At 70.2% G+C, this 15132-nt stretch carries 15 protein-coding genes; 9 read left to right on the top strand and 6 right to left on the bottom strand.

Annotation, left to right across the window (positions count from 1 at the left end; genetic code table 11):
* The first annotated feature begins 11 nt into the window (after positions 1-11).
* From ACQPXM_RS30095 to cobM, 3 genes are read left to right on the top strand one after another with little or no spacing between them, the layout of a single operon-like run.
* Positions 12-413: a TIGR03618 family F420-dependent PPOX class oxidoreductase gene (locus ACQPXM_RS30095; protein WP_432939743.1), complete on the top strand. Its 402-nt coding sequence runs from the start codon at positions 12-14 to the stop codon at positions 411-413.
* Positions 406-1608 carry a precorrin-6y C5,15-methyltransferase (decarboxylating) subunit CbiE gene (gene cbiE, locus ACQPXM_RS30090; protein ID WP_432939741.1) on the top strand — a complete coding sequence of 401 codons (1203 nt, stop codon included), beginning with the start codon at positions 406-408 and terminating at the stop codon, positions 1606-1608. Before ACQPXM_RS30095 ends, cbiE begins: the two co-directional genes overlap by 8 nt.
* Positions 1605-2345, top strand: a complete 741-nt coding sequence (gene cobM / locus ACQPXM_RS30085; protein ID WP_432939738.1) for a precorrin-4 C(11)-methyltransferase — start codon at positions 1605-1607, stop codon at positions 2343-2345. The genes cbiE and cobM overlap by 4 nt, the downstream gene beginning before the upstream one ends.
* Here cobM and ACQPXM_RS30080 read toward each other — a convergent pair.
* On the bottom strand, positions 2342-3004 hold the full coding sequence (locus ACQPXM_RS30080; RefSeq protein WP_432939735.1) for a hypothetical protein: 663 nt from the start codon (positions 3002-3004) through the stop codon (positions 2342-2344). The two genes, cobM and ACQPXM_RS30080, sit on opposite strands and share 4 nt — an antisense overlap.
* Positions 3005-3154: 150 nt before the next feature.
* On the opposite strand from ACQPXM_RS30080, the gene ACQPXM_RS30075 reads away from it, so the two are divergent.
* The 6 genes from ACQPXM_RS30075 (at position 3155) to ACQPXM_RS30050 (ending at position 9980) form a co-directional block, all read left to right on the top strand.
* Positions 3155-4381, top strand: a complete 1227-nt coding sequence (locus tag ACQPXM_RS30075) for a HupE/UreJ family protein (protein WP_432939732.1) — start codon at positions 3155-3157, stop codon at positions 4379-4381.
* Positions 4382-4506: 125 nt separating this feature from the next.
* On the top strand, positions 4507-6048 hold the full coding sequence (locus tag ACQPXM_RS30070) for a fibronectin type III domain-containing protein (RefSeq protein ID WP_432939729.1): 1542 nt from the start codon (positions 4507-4509) through the stop codon (positions 6046-6048).
* A 100-nt stretch (positions 6049-6148) separates the two neighbouring features.
* Positions 6149-7108: a WxL protein peptidoglycan domain-containing protein gene (locus tag ACQPXM_RS30065; protein WP_432939726.1), complete on the top strand. Its 960-nt coding sequence runs from the start codon at positions 6149-6151 to the stop codon at positions 7106-7108.
* Positions 7105-7896, top strand: a complete 792-nt coding sequence (locus ACQPXM_RS30060; RefSeq protein WP_432939723.1) for a cobalt-precorrin-6A reductase — start codon at positions 7105-7107, stop codon at positions 7894-7896. Before ACQPXM_RS30065 ends, ACQPXM_RS30060 begins: the two co-directional genes overlap by 4 nt.
* A 13-nt stretch (positions 7897-7909) precedes the next feature.
* Positions 7910-8569, top strand: coding sequence for a ribulose-phosphate 3-epimerase (rpe, locus tag ACQPXM_RS30055; RefSeq protein WP_432939720.1), 660 nt, complete (start codon positions 7910-7912; stop codon positions 8567-8569).
* Between the two features lie 658 nt (positions 8570-9227).
* Positions 9228-9980 (top strand): HAD-IIA family hydrolase, encoded by a 753-nt coding sequence (locus ACQPXM_RS30050; RefSeq protein ID WP_432951117.1) that lies wholly within the window; start codon positions 9228-9230, stop codon positions 9978-9980.
* On the opposite strand, the gene ACQPXM_RS30045 is transcribed toward ACQPXM_RS30050, so the two are convergent.
* The 5 genes from ACQPXM_RS30045 to ACQPXM_RS30025 all read right to left on the bottom strand — a co-directional run bounded on the left by ACQPXM_RS30045 (position 9977) and on the right by ACQPXM_RS30025 (position 15121).
* Positions 9977-10669 (bottom strand): polysaccharide deacetylase family protein, encoded by a 693-nt coding sequence (locus ACQPXM_RS30045; RefSeq protein WP_432939717.1) that lies wholly within the window; start codon positions 10667-10669, stop codon positions 9977-9979. The genes ACQPXM_RS30050 and ACQPXM_RS30045 overlap by 4 nt on opposite strands.
* 252 nt (positions 10670-10921) lie before the next feature.
* On the bottom strand, positions 10922-11665 hold the full coding sequence (locus ACQPXM_RS30040; RefSeq protein WP_432939715.1) for an amino acid ABC transporter ATP-binding protein: 744 nt from the start codon (positions 11663-11665) through the stop codon (positions 10922-10924).
* Entirely contained in the window at positions 11649-12398 is a 750-nt protein-coding gene (locus ACQPXM_RS30035; RefSeq protein ID WP_432939712.1) for an amino acid ABC transporter permease, read from the bottom strand. Before ACQPXM_RS30035 ends, ACQPXM_RS30040 begins: the two co-directional genes overlap by 17 nt.
* The gene (locus ACQPXM_RS30030; protein WP_432939709.1) at positions 12398-13270 is read right to left on the bottom strand and encodes a substrate-binding periplasmic protein; all 873 of its coding nucleotides are present in this window, start codon (positions 13268-13270) and stop codon (positions 12398-12400) included. Before ACQPXM_RS30030 ends, ACQPXM_RS30035 begins: the two co-directional genes overlap by 1 nt.
* A 216-nt stretch (positions 13271-13486) precedes the next feature.
* The gene (locus ACQPXM_RS30025) at positions 13487-15121 is read right to left on the bottom strand and encodes an ABC-F family ATP-binding cassette domain-containing protein (RefSeq protein WP_432939706.1); all 1635 of its coding nucleotides are present in this window, start codon (positions 15119-15121) and stop codon (positions 13487-13489) included.
* Positions 15122-15132 lie beyond the last annotated feature (11 nt).

Raw genomic sequence — 15132 nt, 5'->3', positions numbered from 1 at the left:
ACGATCAGGGGGTGTCGGAACCCCTGAAGCAGCAGTCGCCCGCGTTCGCCGAGTTCTGGACCGAGCGGCATCTGTGTGTGTTGAGCACCGTGCGCAAGGACGGGACGGTGCACGCGGTGCCGGTCGGGGTGACCGTGGACTTCGACGGCGGGATCGCTCGGGTGATCTGCAGCGGTGGCTCCCACAAGGCGCGGTTGATCCGGGCGGCCGGGGCCGGCGGCGCGGCGGTCGCGGTGTCGCAGGTGGACGGCCGGCGCTGGTCGACGCTGGAAGGCCGCGCGGTGGTGAGCGACGACCCCGCCAAGGTGGCCGACGCCGAACGCCGGTACGCCGCGCGCTACAAGCAGCCCCGGGTGAACCCCGAGCGCGTGGTCGTCGAGATCACGGTGACCAAGGTGCTCGGGAATGCGTGATCAGCAATTGACCGTCGTCGGTGTCGGCGCGGACGGGTGGGACGGCCTGTCGCCGCTCGCCCGTCAGGCGGTCGAGGCCGCCGAGGTCGTGATGGGCAGCGCCCGGCAGTTGGAGCTCGTGCCGGAGACGTCCGCGGAGAAGATCGCCTGGCCGTCGCCCTTGTCGGAATCGTTGCCCGGATTGCTGGCGACCCACGGCGCCCGGAAGATCTGCGTCCTGGCGAGCGGTGATCCGACCTTCCACGGCATCGGTACGACGCTGACGCGGCTGCTCGGGGCCGACGCGGTGCACGTGATCCCGCACCCGTCGAGCGTCTCGCTGGCCTGCGCGCGACTCGGGTGGCCGCAGGACCAGGTCGAGGTGATCAGCCTGGTCGGGCATCCGCTCGAGCTGGTCCATCCGCACGTCCAGCCCGGCCGCCGGCTCGTCGTACTGAGTTGGGGATCGCACACCCCGGCGGAGGTCGCCAAGCTGCTCACCGAGCGCGGGTACGGCGGCTCGGAGTTCACCGTGCTGGAGCAGCTCGGCTCGCTGGACGAGACCGTCAGGACCACCGCCGCCCGCGACTGGGACCACCAGGTCAACGCGCTCAACGTCATCGGGATCGTCTGCCAACCGGACGCCGCCGCGCCGCTGCTGCCGACGAGCCCTGGTCTGCCCGACGAGGCGTACGAGAGTGACGGCCAGCTGACCAAGCGAGAGGTTCGCTCGGTCACCCTGTCGCGGCTCGCACCGGTTCCCGGTCAGTTGCTCTGGGATGTCGGCGGCGGCGCGGGCAGCATCGCCATCGAGTGGGCCCGCCACCACCCGAGCTGCCGGGCGGTCGCGATCGAGCGTGACCCGGACCGGGCCAAACGCCTCGACCGCAACGCCGCCGCCCTCGGGGTGATCGTCCGGACGGTCGTCGGCGCGGCCCCGCAAGCACTGACCGACCTGGAGACGCCGGACGCGATCTTCATCGGCGGCGGTGGTACGAATCCCGGCGTGATCCAGACCTGCTGGCAAGCCCTCGCGCCCGGCGGCCGCCTGGTGATGAACGGCGTCACGCTGGAAACCGAGACCCTGATCGCCCGCTGGTACGCCGACCTCGGCGGCGACCTGGTCCGACTGTCGGTGCAGCGCGCCTCACCCGTCGGCGGCATGACCGGCTGGCGTCCCGCGATGCCCGTGACGATCTGGAGCGTGACCAAGTGACTGTCCACTTCATCGGTGCCGGGCCCGGCGCGGCCGACCTGATCACCGTGCGCGGCCGCGACCTGATCGCGAACTCACCCGTCTGCCTGTACGCCGGTGCGCTGGTCCCGGTCGAGCTGCTCGACCACTGCCCGCCCGGCGCCCGCAAGGTCGACACGGCCGATCTCGATCTCGATCAGATCCTCGCCGAACTGGCAGCCGCGCACGAGCAGGGCCTCGACGTCGCGCGGCTGCACTCCGGCGACCCGTCGGTCTTCTCCGCGATGGCCGAGCAGATGCGCCGGCTCGACGCGCTCGGCATCCCGTACGACGTGACGCCCGGCGTACCGGCGTACGCGGCGGCCGCGGCGAGTCTCGGCCGCGAACTGACCGTGCCGGAGGTCGGCCAGACGGTGATCCTGACCCGCGTCGGCGGCCGCGCGACCGCGATGCCGCCGGGGGAGAACCTGGCCACGCTCGGCGCGAGCCGCGGCACGATGGTGCTGCACCTGGCCGTGCAGCAGATCGAGCGACTCGTCGAGGAGCTGATCCCGAACTACGGGGAGGACTGCCCGGTCGCGGTCGTCGCGCGCGCCAGCCGTCCGGACGAGCTGATCCTGCGCGGCACGCTGGCCGGCATCGCCGAGCAGGTCCACGCGGCCGGCGTACGGCGGACGGCGGTGGTGATCGTCGGGCGAACACTTGCCGCCGACAACTTTCCCGACAGCCACCTGTACTCGACGACGCGGACCCGCTAGCCGATCCAGATCACGATGCCGGTCAGCCCGTGCAGGACGCTGGCGACGCCGGCGCGGATCGCCGCGCCGGCGCGCTCGGGCGTGAACGACGCGGGGTCGTAGTTCGACGACATCCCGAGCCCCTCGCCGCGGTACGACGCACCGGTCCAGTCCGCGGCGGTGACGTTGTGCGTGGGCTCGGCCAGTTCGGCGCCGACGACCAGGAACTGCTGGTCGAGATGGTTCGCGGTGAACAGCGCGAGCGGATCGATCAGACTGTTGCCCGCAGCCACGATCAGGTCGGGCTTCAGCCCGAGCGCGTCGGTGATCCGGTCGATCCGGTGCGCGGGATCGTCGGCCGTGATCGTCTTCAGGCTGACCTTCTCGGTCTTCGCCCAGGACGTCACCGCGTCGGTCAGCGTCTTGGTCTGGGCGTCGCCGCCAGCCGACAGCAGCACGACCCGGTAGCCCTTCGACGGGTGCACGCCGTCCCACGACCCGGGCTTCGGCGTGACCGTGGCCTCCGGTGTCGGCGGCGCCTTCGGGTCCACGAAGCCGTTGCCCAGAGCACCGACCGGGCTGGGTGCGACCCGCGGACCGGCCCAGTCGTCGTCCGCACCGCACCCGGTCAGGGCGACGGTGACAGCGAGCACGATCGTCGCGGCGAGACGCGGACGCAAGGGATCCTCCGGGCGGGAACGGGATTGGTCGGCACCCTTCCTACCCCATCGGCGGGCGTTGTCCGGGCCTGGTCGCGAGATGTTCGACCGCGGTCCGCCGGTCGTTCATCCGCGCGGGGCAGCGTGCGGCCGACCAGGAAAGAAGGCCTCATGCCCACCCGCAACCGTCCGTACGCCGTCGCTCGCGCCGCGTACGCCGCGATTCTGCTCGCCGTCCTGGGCCTCGCCCTCGGTGCCGCCCCCGCCGCGGCCCACGGCTTCAGCTCGACCGTGTACGCCGACCTGACCGCGCCCGAGCGCGGGCACGTCCGGGCCGAGCTCGGTCTCGAATACGACCTGCTCGTGGTCTCCACCGCGGACGCCGAGAAGGACGACGCGCTGTTCCGCGAGGGCACAGCCGCGTTCGACGCCCGCGACACCGCACGCCAGGCCGCCGCGCTGACCGGCCATACGGGATCGGTCGTCGGCTATGTGAGCAAGCGTTTCGCCGTCACCGCCCAAGGCCAGGCCTGTACGCCGAGCCAGGACGGCGGCTACACGATGACCGAGCGCGACGGCGTCCCGTACGCGCTGCTCGTGCTCGACTACTCCTGCCCGGAGCACGCCGAGGCGCACGAGATCCGCAGCGCGCTGTTCGGCAACGACGAGGGCTACGTGCGCGACACCAAGACGATCCTCACCTACGAGCTCGACCTGAAGTCGGGCAGTGCGGCGCTCGACACGCAGCGGCCGTCGTTCTCGACGCAGCAGTCCTGGACCGAGCGGTTCTGGGACTTCTTCCGGCTCGGCGCCGAGCACCTGCTGACCGGGCTCGACCACATCCTCTTCCTGCTCGCGCTGATCGCCGGATCGCGGCGGCTGCGCGAGATCGTGCTGGCCGCGACGTCGTTCACAGTGGCCCACTCGGTCACGTTCGTGCTCGCCGCGCTCGGGCTGGTGAAGGTCCCCGCGTCGTTCGTCGAGCCGGTGATCGCGCTGTCGATCGCGGTTGTCGCGGGCTGGCACCTGTGGCGGTTGCGGCAGCGCGGACTGCATGCCGGCGAGCTGGACACGATCCGCAACGGGCACTTCAGCCTCGACCGGGCGGGCTGGATCCGGCTCGGTGTCGTCTTCTGCTTCGGGCTCGTGCACGGGCTGGGGTTCGCGAGTGCGCTGGGCATCGACGCGGCCTGGTCCTGGCAGCTGCTGTGGTCGTTGCTGGTCTTCAACGTCGGGCTGGAAGCGGTCCAGCTGTCGCTGATCGTGCTGGTCTTCCCGGTGCTCGCGCTGCTGCGACGCCGTACGCCGGTCGCGGGGCTCTGGGTGACCGGCGCGCTGTCTGCGGGGGTCGCCGTGACCGGGCTGGTGTGGTTCGTGCAGCGCGTCACGGGTTCCTGAAAATTCAACAATTCCGGGGTGCGCAGCCCAGGGGGAAACAACTGTTCACCACGATTCCACCCGGCCGGACGACGGTGACTGAGCACTTCCGCATCATTTCTCGTACCTGAAACGGACGGACATCGATGAAGTACATCCAGTGGAAGCAGTTCCGCGCCCGCGGAGCTGCTGGACGCCGCCTGGCGCTGGCCGCGGTGGCGGTGGTGGGGGTTTCCACAGCGTTCGGTGGTGGTCTCGCGACCGCCGCCCCCAGCAAGCCCGCCGACGGTGAGGCGGTCGCGGTCTCGCGCATCGTGCTCGGCGTCGGCGCCAAGGAGAACCAGCGGGTACTCAGCTGGTACTCCTCGACCAACGCCGGCCAGCTGGTCCAGGTCGTGCCGGCCTCGAAGCTGGTCAAGGGCCAGTTCCCGAAGAACGTGACCTCGTTCCCGGCCACCGTCACGGCCAACGCCGTCAACGGCGGGTTCAACGCGCACGCCACGATCGACGGCCTCAAGCAGCGGCAGAAGTACGCCTACCGGGTCGGCAACGCCGGGCACTGGTCGCCGACGTACACCTTCCAGACCCAGGACTTCAAGGGCGACTTCAGCTTCCTGTTCTTCGGCGACCCGCAGATCGGCTCGTCCGGCGACACCGCCAAGGACGGCGCCGGCTGGGCCGACACCCTGAACGTCGCGCTGACCGCGAACCCGAAGGCCGAGCTGCTGGTCTCCGGTGGCGACCAGGTCGAGAGCGCGAACGTCGAGAGCCAGTGGGACGCGTTCCTCGGCTCCGACAAGCTGCGCCAGTACCCGTGGGCCGCGACGATCGGCAACCACGATGTCGGCGGCAAGGCCTACGAGCAGCACTTCTGGACGCCGAACACCGACCGCTCCACGCCGTACTACAACGGCGACCAGGCGGTCCGCTCCGGCGGTGACTACTGGTACCTGTACAAGGACGTGCTGTTCATCGACCTGAACAGCAACGCCTACGCCAACGGCTCGGACGCCGCGCACATCGGCTACGTGACGAACGTCGTGAACACCTACGGCGCCAAGGCGAAGTACACCGTGCTGGTCTACCACCACTCGATCTACTCGCCGGCCAGCCACGCGAACGACGGCGACAACCAGCTGCGCCGCCAGGACTTCCCGACCGCCTTCTCCAAGCTCGGCGTCGACCTGGTCCTGCAGGGGCACGACCACAGCTACTCGCGCAGCTACCAGATCAAGAACGGCAAGAAGGCCAACCCGGCCGAGCAGCCGGGCGCGACCCAGGTCACCCAGGGACCCGGCGGCGTCGTCTACGTGACGGCGAACTCCGCGTCGGGCTCGAAGTACTACGACCTGACCAAGCCCGACGTCACCAAGGACCCGAACTACGGTCCGGACCCGCTGAACCCGAAGAACCACTGGGCCAACTCGGTGGAGAACCAGGAGCACGTCCGGACCTACGTCCGGGTGCAGGTCAAGGACGACAAGCTGGTCGTCGAGAACCTGCGCAGCGGCACCTGCGCGGCGCCGAACGCCGCCGTCGAGCTGGGTCAGGAGTCGTGGTGCGGCCCGGACAGCGGCGCCACCCCGGCGGCGCCGGTCGGCTCGATCGTCGACAAGGTTGCCATCCACACCTACCAGGGTGGCAAGGGCAACAACAAGGTTGCCGCTGACACCAACTGGCTCCGCTGAGACCTGAACAACGCGGTCGGCTCGCTTCTGTGAGTTGACCAACCCTGGTGGGGCGGGCGGGGGCCCGCTCCACCTTCCGACTTTCTCGAGGATCACACCGATGCGCCCGACCCGTCTCCTCGCCGCCGTCGTGCTGGCCGCCACCAGCCTGTACGCCGTACCGGCTGCCGCCGCTCCCGCCGCTTCTGTCGCCGACGCTCCGTGGAGCGTGGAACCGGCCGACAACGCCTTCGGCCCGGACCGGCAGAACTACACCTACACGGTCGCACCGGGCGACACGGTGGACGACGGGTTGCTGGTCGTCAACCGGGGGACCACACCGCTCGAGCTCGCCGTGTACGCGGCGGACGGTTTCACCACGGACTCGGGTCAGCTCGATCTGCGCCGCAAGGACGCGAAGTCGACGAGCGTGGGGGCCTGGGTTCGTCCGAGCCGCAACGCGGTGACGGTCCTGCCGGGCAAGGCCGCCTCGGTGCCGTTCACAGTGAGGGTTCCCGCCGACGCGGCGCCGGGGGATCACATCGGTGGCATCGTCACCTCGGTCGAGCAGACCGACCCGGCCTCGAAGCAGCCGGTGGAGCAACGGATGGGTGTACGGATCAAGCTGCGGGTCGGTGGGGAGCTGAAACCTCAGCTGACCGTGAGCGACGTCCATGTGCATCCCTCGCTGGTCGGCGGTGACGCGACGGTCACCTACACCGTGCACAACACCGGCAACGCGACCGTGTCGGCGCGGCAGAAGGCGTCGCTGGCCGGTCCGTTCGGTCAACTGCGGGCCGAATCCGGCGAGGTCGCGGACTCGCCGTCGTTGCTGCCGGGGGACTCGTGGAAGGCCAGTGTTCCGGTCCGGGATGTCGCTGCTGTGGTGCCGTTGAGTGCGGAGGTGACCGTTGTGCCGCTGCTGACGGATGCCGCCGGTTCGACCGCGCCGCTGGCCGCGGTCTCCGGGGAGGCGCATGGCCGGGTCCTTCCGGTGATCCTTCTGGCGGTCCTGCTCGTCCTGGCCGGTGGCGCGGTCGTCGTCCGGCGTAGAAGCCGGCGCGAGATAGTGGGTGGGTGAAGGTCCTCCTGCTCGGCGGAACCGGCGAAGCCCGTCGCCTCGCCGACCTCCTGGTTGCCCAGGACATCGACGTCGTGTCGTCACTGGCCGGCCGTACGACGGACGCCAGGCTTCCGGTTGGCCAGGTTCGGCAGGGTGGGTTCGGCGGGGTGGATGGGCTGGTCGACTGGCTGCGGGACGAGCGGGTCGAGGCTTTGGTCGATGCGACGCATCCGTTCGCGGCCACGATGACCGAGCACGCGGCCGAAGCGGCTCGGCGTACGGGGGTGCCCTTGCTGGTGCTCCGCCGGCCCGGCTGGGACGCCGGTCGGGCGTCTGACCCGGGCGCCGGGGAGCATACTGGCGATCGCCGCCCCGGCTTGGACGTGGACCAGACGACTGCGTGGCACTGGGTGGAGTCCGCCGAGGCGGCCGCTCAACTCCTGCCGCAGGTCGGTTCGCGGGTGTTCCTCACCATCGGCCGGCTAGGTCTCGACGCCTTCGCCGGGACCGGGTTGTGGACGCTCGCCCGCTGCGTCGACCCGCCGGAGCGTGAGCCCGACTGGTGCACCGTGATCCTCGCCCGCGGACCCTTCGCGGTGGAGGACGAGCTGGCGCTGATGCGCGAGCACCGGATCGACGTCCTGGTGACCAAGGACAGCGGGGGCGAGATGACCTCGGCGAAGCTGACGGCGGCGCGGCAGCTCGGCGTACCGGTGATCGTGATCCGCCGCCCGCCGCTGCCGCCCGGTGTGGACGCGGTCGAGTCGGTGGACCAGGTCGTCGAGTGGTTGCGGCGCCGTCGGTAGAATCCGAGGCCTTATGGGAATCCAGATCGCACCCAGCATCCTGTCCGCGGACTTCGCCAAGCTGGCCGACGAAGCGGCGGCGGTCTCGAACGCCGACTGGCTGCACGTCGACGTGATGGACAACCACTTCGTGCCGAACCTGACGCTCGGCATGCCGGTCGTCGAGTCGCTCGCCAAAGCCGCGACGCAGCCGCTCGACTGCCACCTGATGATCGAGGACCCCGACCGATGGGCGCCCGGCTACGTCGAGGCCGGCGCGAGCAGCGTCACCTTCCACGCCGAGGCCTGCCGCGCCCCGATCCGTACCGCCCGCGAGATCCGCGCCAAGGGCGCCCGCGCCTCGATGGCCCTCAAGCCGGCCACTCCCATCGAGCCGTACGAGGACCTGCTCCCCGAGCTCGACATGATCCTGATCATGACCGTCGAACCGGGTTTCGGCGGCCAGAAATTCCTCGACGTCTGCGTCCCGAAGATCCGGCGCACCCGAGCCCTGCTCGACAAACACGGCCTCGACCTGTGGATCCAGATCGACGGCGGCGTCTCCGCCGACACCATCGAACAATGCGCCGAAGCCGGCGCGGACGTCTTCGTCGCGGGTTCCGCTGTCTATGCCGCCGACGACCCGAACGCGATGGTCGAAAAACTCCGCACGCTGGCCCAGAACGCCACCTGACCACCATCCCCGCCCTTCCGGCCTCTCCCGCCCGGGTGGCACTCTGCGTGGGCCGGCGCTCTGCGTGGGCCGGCGCTCTGCGTGGGTCGGCGCTCCGCCCGGCCGGCGCTCCGCCCGGGCCGGCGCTCCGCCTGGGCCGGCGCTCTGCCCGGGTCGGTACCCCGCCCGGCCGCCGGGCCCACAGCCTCCTCGTCTCTTCCCGGCCGGTGCTGCCAGCAACTCGGGGCCTGCTCGGCCGCACGCGCGCCGACCGTCGGGGCAACCTCTGGTGAACGCTTGGCAGAGGACGATCGACTCGCCGGCCGACGCCCACCACCGACCAACCCGCGAATCGGCAGCGCACCGGTCCAGCTGAGCGTTCCTGCCAGCAGACGAACCTGCTTGGTCGGTGGTGGGCGTCGGCCGCCAGCCGTGAGCCTGGACGTTGTTCGATGCGAATGCTGCATCCAGCCGGCCTCAACCACCGCGGACGTTCTCGGCCGCATCGCCGCGGTGGACAAGGGGCACGAACTTTCCGGCTGTGATGCGACACCACGTAGGCAGGAAGTGCGGTTGACCCCCGACGACCGAGCGGCTTCTGCAAGGATCAGGGAGCAACCCCGAGCGCGAGGAGTGCGGTGTGAGTGAGCACAAGCCGGTGGAGAGCTGGCTGACGGACATGGACGGCGTGCTGGTGCACGAAGAGCGGGCGATCCCCGGCGCCGCCGAGTTCATCGCCACGTTGCAGACGTCCGGCCGGAAGTTCCTGGTGCTGACGAACAACTCGATCTACACCCCGCGCGACCTACGGGCGCGCCTGCTCGCGGGTGGGATCGACGTACCGGAGCGCGCGATCTGGACCAGCGCGCTGGCGACGGCCCAGTTCCTCGACGACCAGCGGCCCGGCGGTACGGCGTACGTGATCGGCGAGGCCGGGCTCACAACAGCGCTGCACGAGGTCGGATACGTCCTGACCGACCGGGACCCGGACTACGTGGTGCTGGGGGAGACCCGGACCTACTCCTTCGAGGCGATCACGAAGGCGATCCGGCTCATCTCGGGTGGCGCGCGGTTCCTCGCCACGAACCCGGATCCGACCGGCCCGTCGACCGAGGGTCCACTGCCGGCCACCGGGTCGGTCGCCGCGCTGATCACCCGCGCGACCGGCGTCGCGCCGTACTTCGTCGGCAAGCCGAATCCGCTGATGATGCGCAGCGCGCTGAACCGGATCGAGGCGCACTCCGAGACCTCGGTGATGATCGGCGACCGGATGGACACCGACATCATCAGCGGACTGGAAGCCGGCCTGCGCAGCGTGCTGGTGCTGACCGGCTCGACCGGCGAGCACGAGGTCGACCGGTTCCCCTACCGGCCGACCCGCATCGTCGAGTCGATCGCGGACGTCGTCCCGCTGGTCACAGCCCTCGCCTAGGGCGGCCCGCAGGTCGTCGTACGGAAGCCGAAGCCCTTCGCCTTGAGCGTTTGAAGCACCTTCGGCAACGCCGCCACGGTCTGGCGACGATCCCCGCCGCCGTCGTGGAACAGGACGATCGACCCGCTGTGCACCTTGGTCGTCACGAGGCGCTCGATCGCCGCGACACCCGGCCGAGTCCAGTCGCGGGAGTCGATGTCCCAGAGCACGAGCTGCTTGCCCAGCCCGGCCGCGCGCCGGTCGACGAGCCCGTTCCGCGCCCCGTACGGCGGTCGCAGGCAGCCCGCGGTCCGGCCGGTCCGGGCCTGGATCTGGGCGTCGGTGTTCTTCACCTCGCGCTGGAACGCGGCCCACGACAGCGTGCTCAGATCCGCGTGCGACCAGGTGTGGTTCTGCACACTGTGGCCGCGCTCGTGCAGCGTCCGCGCGAGCTCCGGATGTCGCTTCACCTCGGCGCCGACCACGAAAAACGTCGCCTTGGCGTCGTACCGGTCGAGGATGTCGAGGATCTGTGGCGTGTACTTCGGATCCGGTCCGTCGTCGAACGTCAGTACGACGTACTTCGCGGGCAGCGGCGTTGGCGTCGGTGGTGGTGGTGCGGCGGCAGCCTGTCCGGCCGGCTCGTGGGACCTTCCGACCGCGGTGCCGCCGAGCGCCACGGCCAGCGCGACGACGAGCGCCGCGAGCATGACGGCAGTGGACGGGTTCCGGTCCGGTGGCTGGAGTCCGGACAGGCCGAGTGATGGTGGGCGGCGATCGGGCGGGTGACGCAGGACCATCTGTCCCCCCTGGGCGTTGGTGACCTCACCCGCCCACGATCAGCCGGATCCGCGGCAACACCGGGACCCACGCCGCTTCCGCGTCAACTAACTCGGATAGCGGACGGCCTCCGAACCCCTGCTACTGGACTGCCGCAGCCGCGGCGATCGGCCGCCGTTGCGTCAGAGCACCTGCGACAGGAACTGCCGCAGCCGCGGCGACTCGGCCGCGGTGAACAGCTTGTCCGGCGGACCGGCCTCGACCACCACGCCGCGATCCATGAACGCGACCTGGTCGGCGACCTGCCGGGCGAAGCCCATCTCGTGCGTGACGACGACCATCGTCATCCCGGCGTCGGCCAGATCGGCCATCAGCCCGAGCACGCCCTTGACCAGCTCGGGGTCCAGTGCCGACGTCGCCTCGTCGAACAGCATCACCTCGGGCTTCATCGCCAGCGCCCGCGCGATCGCGACCCGTTGCTGCTGGCCACCGGAAAGGTTGCCCGGTCGCGCCGACGCCTTCTCCTTCAGCCCGACCAGCTCCAGCTGCTCCAGCGCCGCCTCGGCCGCACCCTCCTTGGTCAGCTTCTTGAGCTTGCGCAGCGGAAGCGTGATGTTGTCCAGCACGGACTTGTGCGGGAACAGGTTGAAGTGCTGGAACACCATCCCGATCCGCCGCCGCAGCTCGTCCGGGTCGCTCTTGAGCACCGACTCGCCGCCGAGTTTGATGTCTCCGGCCGCCGGTTCCAGTAACCGGTTGGTCGCCCGCAGCAACGTCGACTTGCCCGATCCCGACGGGCCGATCACACACGCGGTCGACCCGGCCGGTACGGCCAGATCCACGCCGCGCAGCACTTTGTTGTTCCCGAACGCGAGTTCGATCCCGGTCAGCTCCAGGCTGGCCGCGGACTCAACGATGGTCGGCATGAACGAGCTCCTCGACCTCGAGATCAGCGGGACGGCCTTCGCGCAGCCGCTTGTCGAACCAGTTCACCAGGTGCGTCAGCGGCACCGTGATGATCAGGTAGAAGATGCCCGCGAGCAGCAGCGGCGACAGGTTGCCGTTCGTCGCCGCGGCATCCTGCCCGATCCGGAACAGCTCCCGCTGGCTGGCCAGCAGCCCGAGGAAGTAGACCAGGCTGGATTCCTTGATCAGCGCGATGAACTGGTTGACCAGCGCCGGCAGCACCCGGCGTACACCTTGCGGTATGACGACCAGACGCATTCCCGTGCTGTAGCCGAAGCCGAGCGCGCGGGCCGCTTCGAGCTGGCCCTTCTCCACGCTCTGGATGCCGGAGCGGAAGATCTCGCCGATGTAGGCGGCGGCGATCAGCGACAGCGCGAGGATGCCGAGCGGGTAGGGGTTGGGGCCCCACCAGTGCCGGGTGATCGGCGACAGGCCCTGACCGATCAGCAGGATGGTCAGGATCGCCGGCAGGCCGCGGAAGATGTCGGTGTAGACCTTCGCGGGCCAGCGCAGCCAGCGCCGCCGCGACAGCCCCATCACCGCCACGATCATGCCGAGCACGGTGCCCAGCACGACCGAGGCGGCGGCGAGGATGAGCGTGTTGACCAGTCCCACCTTGAGCATCTCGGGCAGGACCGCCTTCATCGACTCCCAGTCGAGAAAGGTGTCGCTGAGGGTGGACCAGATGTCCATCAGCCGGCGGCGGGGGTGCCGCTGGCCTTGGGCGCGGTGAACTTCACGGTGCCGCTACCGGGCTTGAAGTTCGCCGGTACGGCGCGGCCGGGGTAGTACTGCTCGACCAGCTCGGTCCAGGTGCCGTCGGCAATGACCTCGTCGAGCGCCTTGTTCACGGCCTCGCGCAGCTTGTCGTTGCTCTTGGCGACGGCGAAGGCCATCGGCGCGTCGCTCAGCTCCTTGGCGGCCAGGATCACCGTGCCGCCGCCCTGCTCCTTGGCCATCTTCTCGCCGATCTCGGCCGGTGAGACCCAGGCGTCCGCCGTACCGGCCTTGAGCTGGCCGAGCGCGGCGTTGTAGTTCGGGACGCGGACCGGGTTCAGCTGCTTCTCGGTGGCGTAGTCGTCCTGGACGGTGCCCTGGACAACGACCACGCGCTTGCCGGCCAGCTGGTCGAACGAGGTGATGCCGGAGGTCTTGGTGGTGTTCAGGCCGAGGTAGCCGAAGTCGTACCCGTTGCTGAACGCAACGGTCTTCTTGCGGGCCTCGGTGACCGTGATCGACGAGCTGCCGAGGTCGTACTGACCGCCGTTGACCTGCGAGAGCAGGGCGGAGAAGTCGGTCCCGACGAACTCGGGCTTGAGGTTCAGCTTCGCGGCGACCGCGGTGATCAGGTCGTTGTCGAAGCCGGTGAACTTGCCGTCCTTGACGTACACGTTCGGCGGCGCGTCGGTGAGCGTGCCGATCCGCAGCGTGCCCGGCTGGAGCAGGCCCAGGTCGGGGCCCGAGGCATCCGTGGTGTCGTCGCTGCCGCAGGCCGCGAGCCCGACGGCCAGGGTGACGGCCGTGGCGAGGGCGGCGAGGCGGCGGAAGGCGCTGGTGGCGCGCACAGGTGTCTCCTTAACAACAGGGGTGATCTGGAACGGTGGGGATGACCCACCGAACGACGCTAACGCCGCCGGAGCAGGCGGCATTCCGTCGTGACACCGGATGAGACGGCTCCGGAATGTCTAGTCCAGCTGTGGTATATCAGCCGGTACGACGCTCGAAATGTGCCACAGCGTCATCGGTTCGTCCCGCACCGTAGACGCCCAATCGGGTTCGAGTCAGCCGAGATCGAGGGTGCGGGCCGGCCAGTGCGCGCGAAGGTGTCGGTCGTGGGTGGCGAGGACCACCGTGCCGAGGGTGGAGTTGAGCGCCTCCTCGAGCTCGTCCGCGAGGGTGGGGGAGAGGTGGTTGGTGGGTTCGTCGAGCAGGAGGAGTTCGGGCGGGGCGGCGATCACCAGGGCGAGGGCGAGGCGGCGGCGTTGGCCGACGGAGAGGGTGCCGACGGGCCGGCTCAGCTGGTACGGCGGAAGCAGGCCGAGGGAGTCGAGCGGGACGGTCTCGGCGAGTTGGTTGCCTAGGGCGCGGGAGTAGATCTGGTGGGGCGTCTGGTCGGGGTCCTCGAAGGTGGTGTCCTGGGCGAGCAGCGCGACGGTCAGGCCGGGCCGGCGGTGGAGGGTGCCGCGGAAGGGGAGGTGGCCGGCGAGGACGGACAGGAGAGTGGACTTGCCCGCGCCGTTCGGGCCGGTGATCAGCAGGTGGTCGCCGGGAGCGAGATCCAGGTGATCGAGGGCGAGGCGGTGCGGGACCTCGAGTTGGTCGGCGCAGACAAGCGGATCGGCGCAGACGAGCGGATCGCCGCAGACGAGCGGATCGGCGCGGGAGGCCGCTGGGAGCGCGCCCGGACCAGCGTGCCGCTGGGTAAGGGCATGGGGGCGGAAGCGCAGAGACTCCGGCGGTGGCGCGATCTGGTTGCGGGTGAGGGACTCCAGCCGGCGGGCCGCCGCCCGGGTACGGCGGGCGATCTGGTTCTGAACGCGTCCGGTGGTGTGGCCCTGGCCCATCTTCTCGTTGTCGCGCGGAAGCCGGCCGGGCGCGACCTGGTACGCCGTGACCTCGGCGGCCTCGCGAAGGGCGGCCAGCTCGGCCTGCTCTTCGGCGTACTGGCGTCGACGGCGCTCGCGGGCGGCGCGGCGGGCGGCTTGGTAATCGGCGTAGCTGCCGCGGTACCGGGTCGGGCCCTCGAGGTCGAACAGGTCGGTGCAGACGGCGTCGAGCAGGGCGCGGTCGTGGGTGGCGATCAGGACGACGCCGGGCAGGGCGCGGAGCTGGTCCTCGAGGAAGGCGATCGCGGAGTCGTCGAGGTGGTTGGTCGGCTCGTCGAGCAGGAGGGCGGTGGGGCGGCGGATCAGCAGCGCGGCGAGGGCGAGCCGGGCGCGTTGACCGCCGGACAGGGAACCTAGGAGCCGCGATCGGGGGATGTCGCCGAGACCTAGCCCGACGAGGACCAGGTCGGCCCGGCGGTCGGCGTCCCAGGAGTCGTGGTCCTCGGCGTGCGCCAGGCGGTCGCCGTACGCCGTGAGCAGGTCGGGGGAGTCGGGGTTGTCGGCGAGGGCTTGGGCGAGACGGCCGAGCTCGGCCAGGTCGGAGTGGGCATCGTGCAGGGCTTCGTCGAGTACGTCGGTGAGCGTGGCGGCGGGGTCGAAGGGCAGTTCCTGAGGGAGATAACCAAGGTCGGGTGGGCGGGTGACATGCCCGCCGTCGGGGTCGTCGGCGCCGGCGAGGATCCGGAGCAGGGTGGATTTGCCGGCGCCGTTCTCCCCGATCAGGCCGATGCGTTGACCGGGGGCGGCGGTGAGGGAGACGCCGTCGAGGATCCGGCGAGCGCCGAGGATCCGGACGATGTCGTCGGCCACAAGAGCAGAAA

Origin of the sequence: Kribbella sp. CA-253562 (assembly GCF_050942265.1) — a bacterium.
Classification (GTDB): domain Bacteria; phylum Actinomycetota; class Actinomycetes; order Propionibacteriales; family Kribbellaceae; genus Kribbella.
Note: the sequence above shows the minus strand (reverse complement) of the source record. Positions and strands in the feature narration are given on the sequence as shown.

What these genes read in the sequence shown, in the direction of transcription:
- ACQPXM_RS30065 (WP_432939726.1), top strand. Translation starts at nt 6,149, where the DNA reads ATGCGCCCGACCCGTCTCCTCGCCGCCGTCGTGCTGGCCGCCACCAGC.
- rpe (WP_432939720.1), top strand. Translation starts at nt 7,910, where the DNA reads ATGGGAATCCAGATCGCACCCAGCATCCTGTCCGCGGACTTCGCCAAG.
- ACQPXM_RS30040 (WP_432939715.1), bottom strand. Translation starts at nt 11,665, where the DNA reads ATGCCGACCATCGTTGAGTCCGCGGCCAGCCTGGAGCTGACCGGGATC.
- ACQPXM_RS30045 (WP_432939717.1), bottom strand. Translation starts at nt 10,669, where the DNA reads ATGCTCGCGGCGCTCGTCGTCGCGCTGGCCGTGGCGCTCGGCGGCACC.
- ACQPXM_RS30035 (WP_432939712.1), bottom strand. Translation starts at nt 12,398, where the DNA reads ATGGACATCTGGTCCACCCTCAGCGACACCTTTCTCGACTGGGAGTCG.
- ACQPXM_RS30075 (WP_432939732.1), top strand. Translation starts at nt 3,155, where the DNA reads ATGCCCACCCGCAACCGTCCGTACGCCGTCGCTCGCGCCGCGTACGCC.
- ACQPXM_RS30070 (WP_432939729.1), top strand. Translation starts at nt 4,507, where the DNA reads ATGAAGTACATCCAGTGGAAGCAGTTCCGCGCCCGCGGAGCTGCTGGA.
- ACQPXM_RS30050 (WP_432951117.1), top strand. Translation starts at nt 9,228, where the DNA reads ATGGACGGCGTGCTGGTGCACGAAGAGCGGGCGATCCCCGGCGCCGCC.
- cbiE (WP_432939741.1), top strand. Translation starts at nt 406, where the DNA reads ATGCGTGATCAGCAATTGACCGTCGTCGGTGTCGGCGCGGACGGGTGG.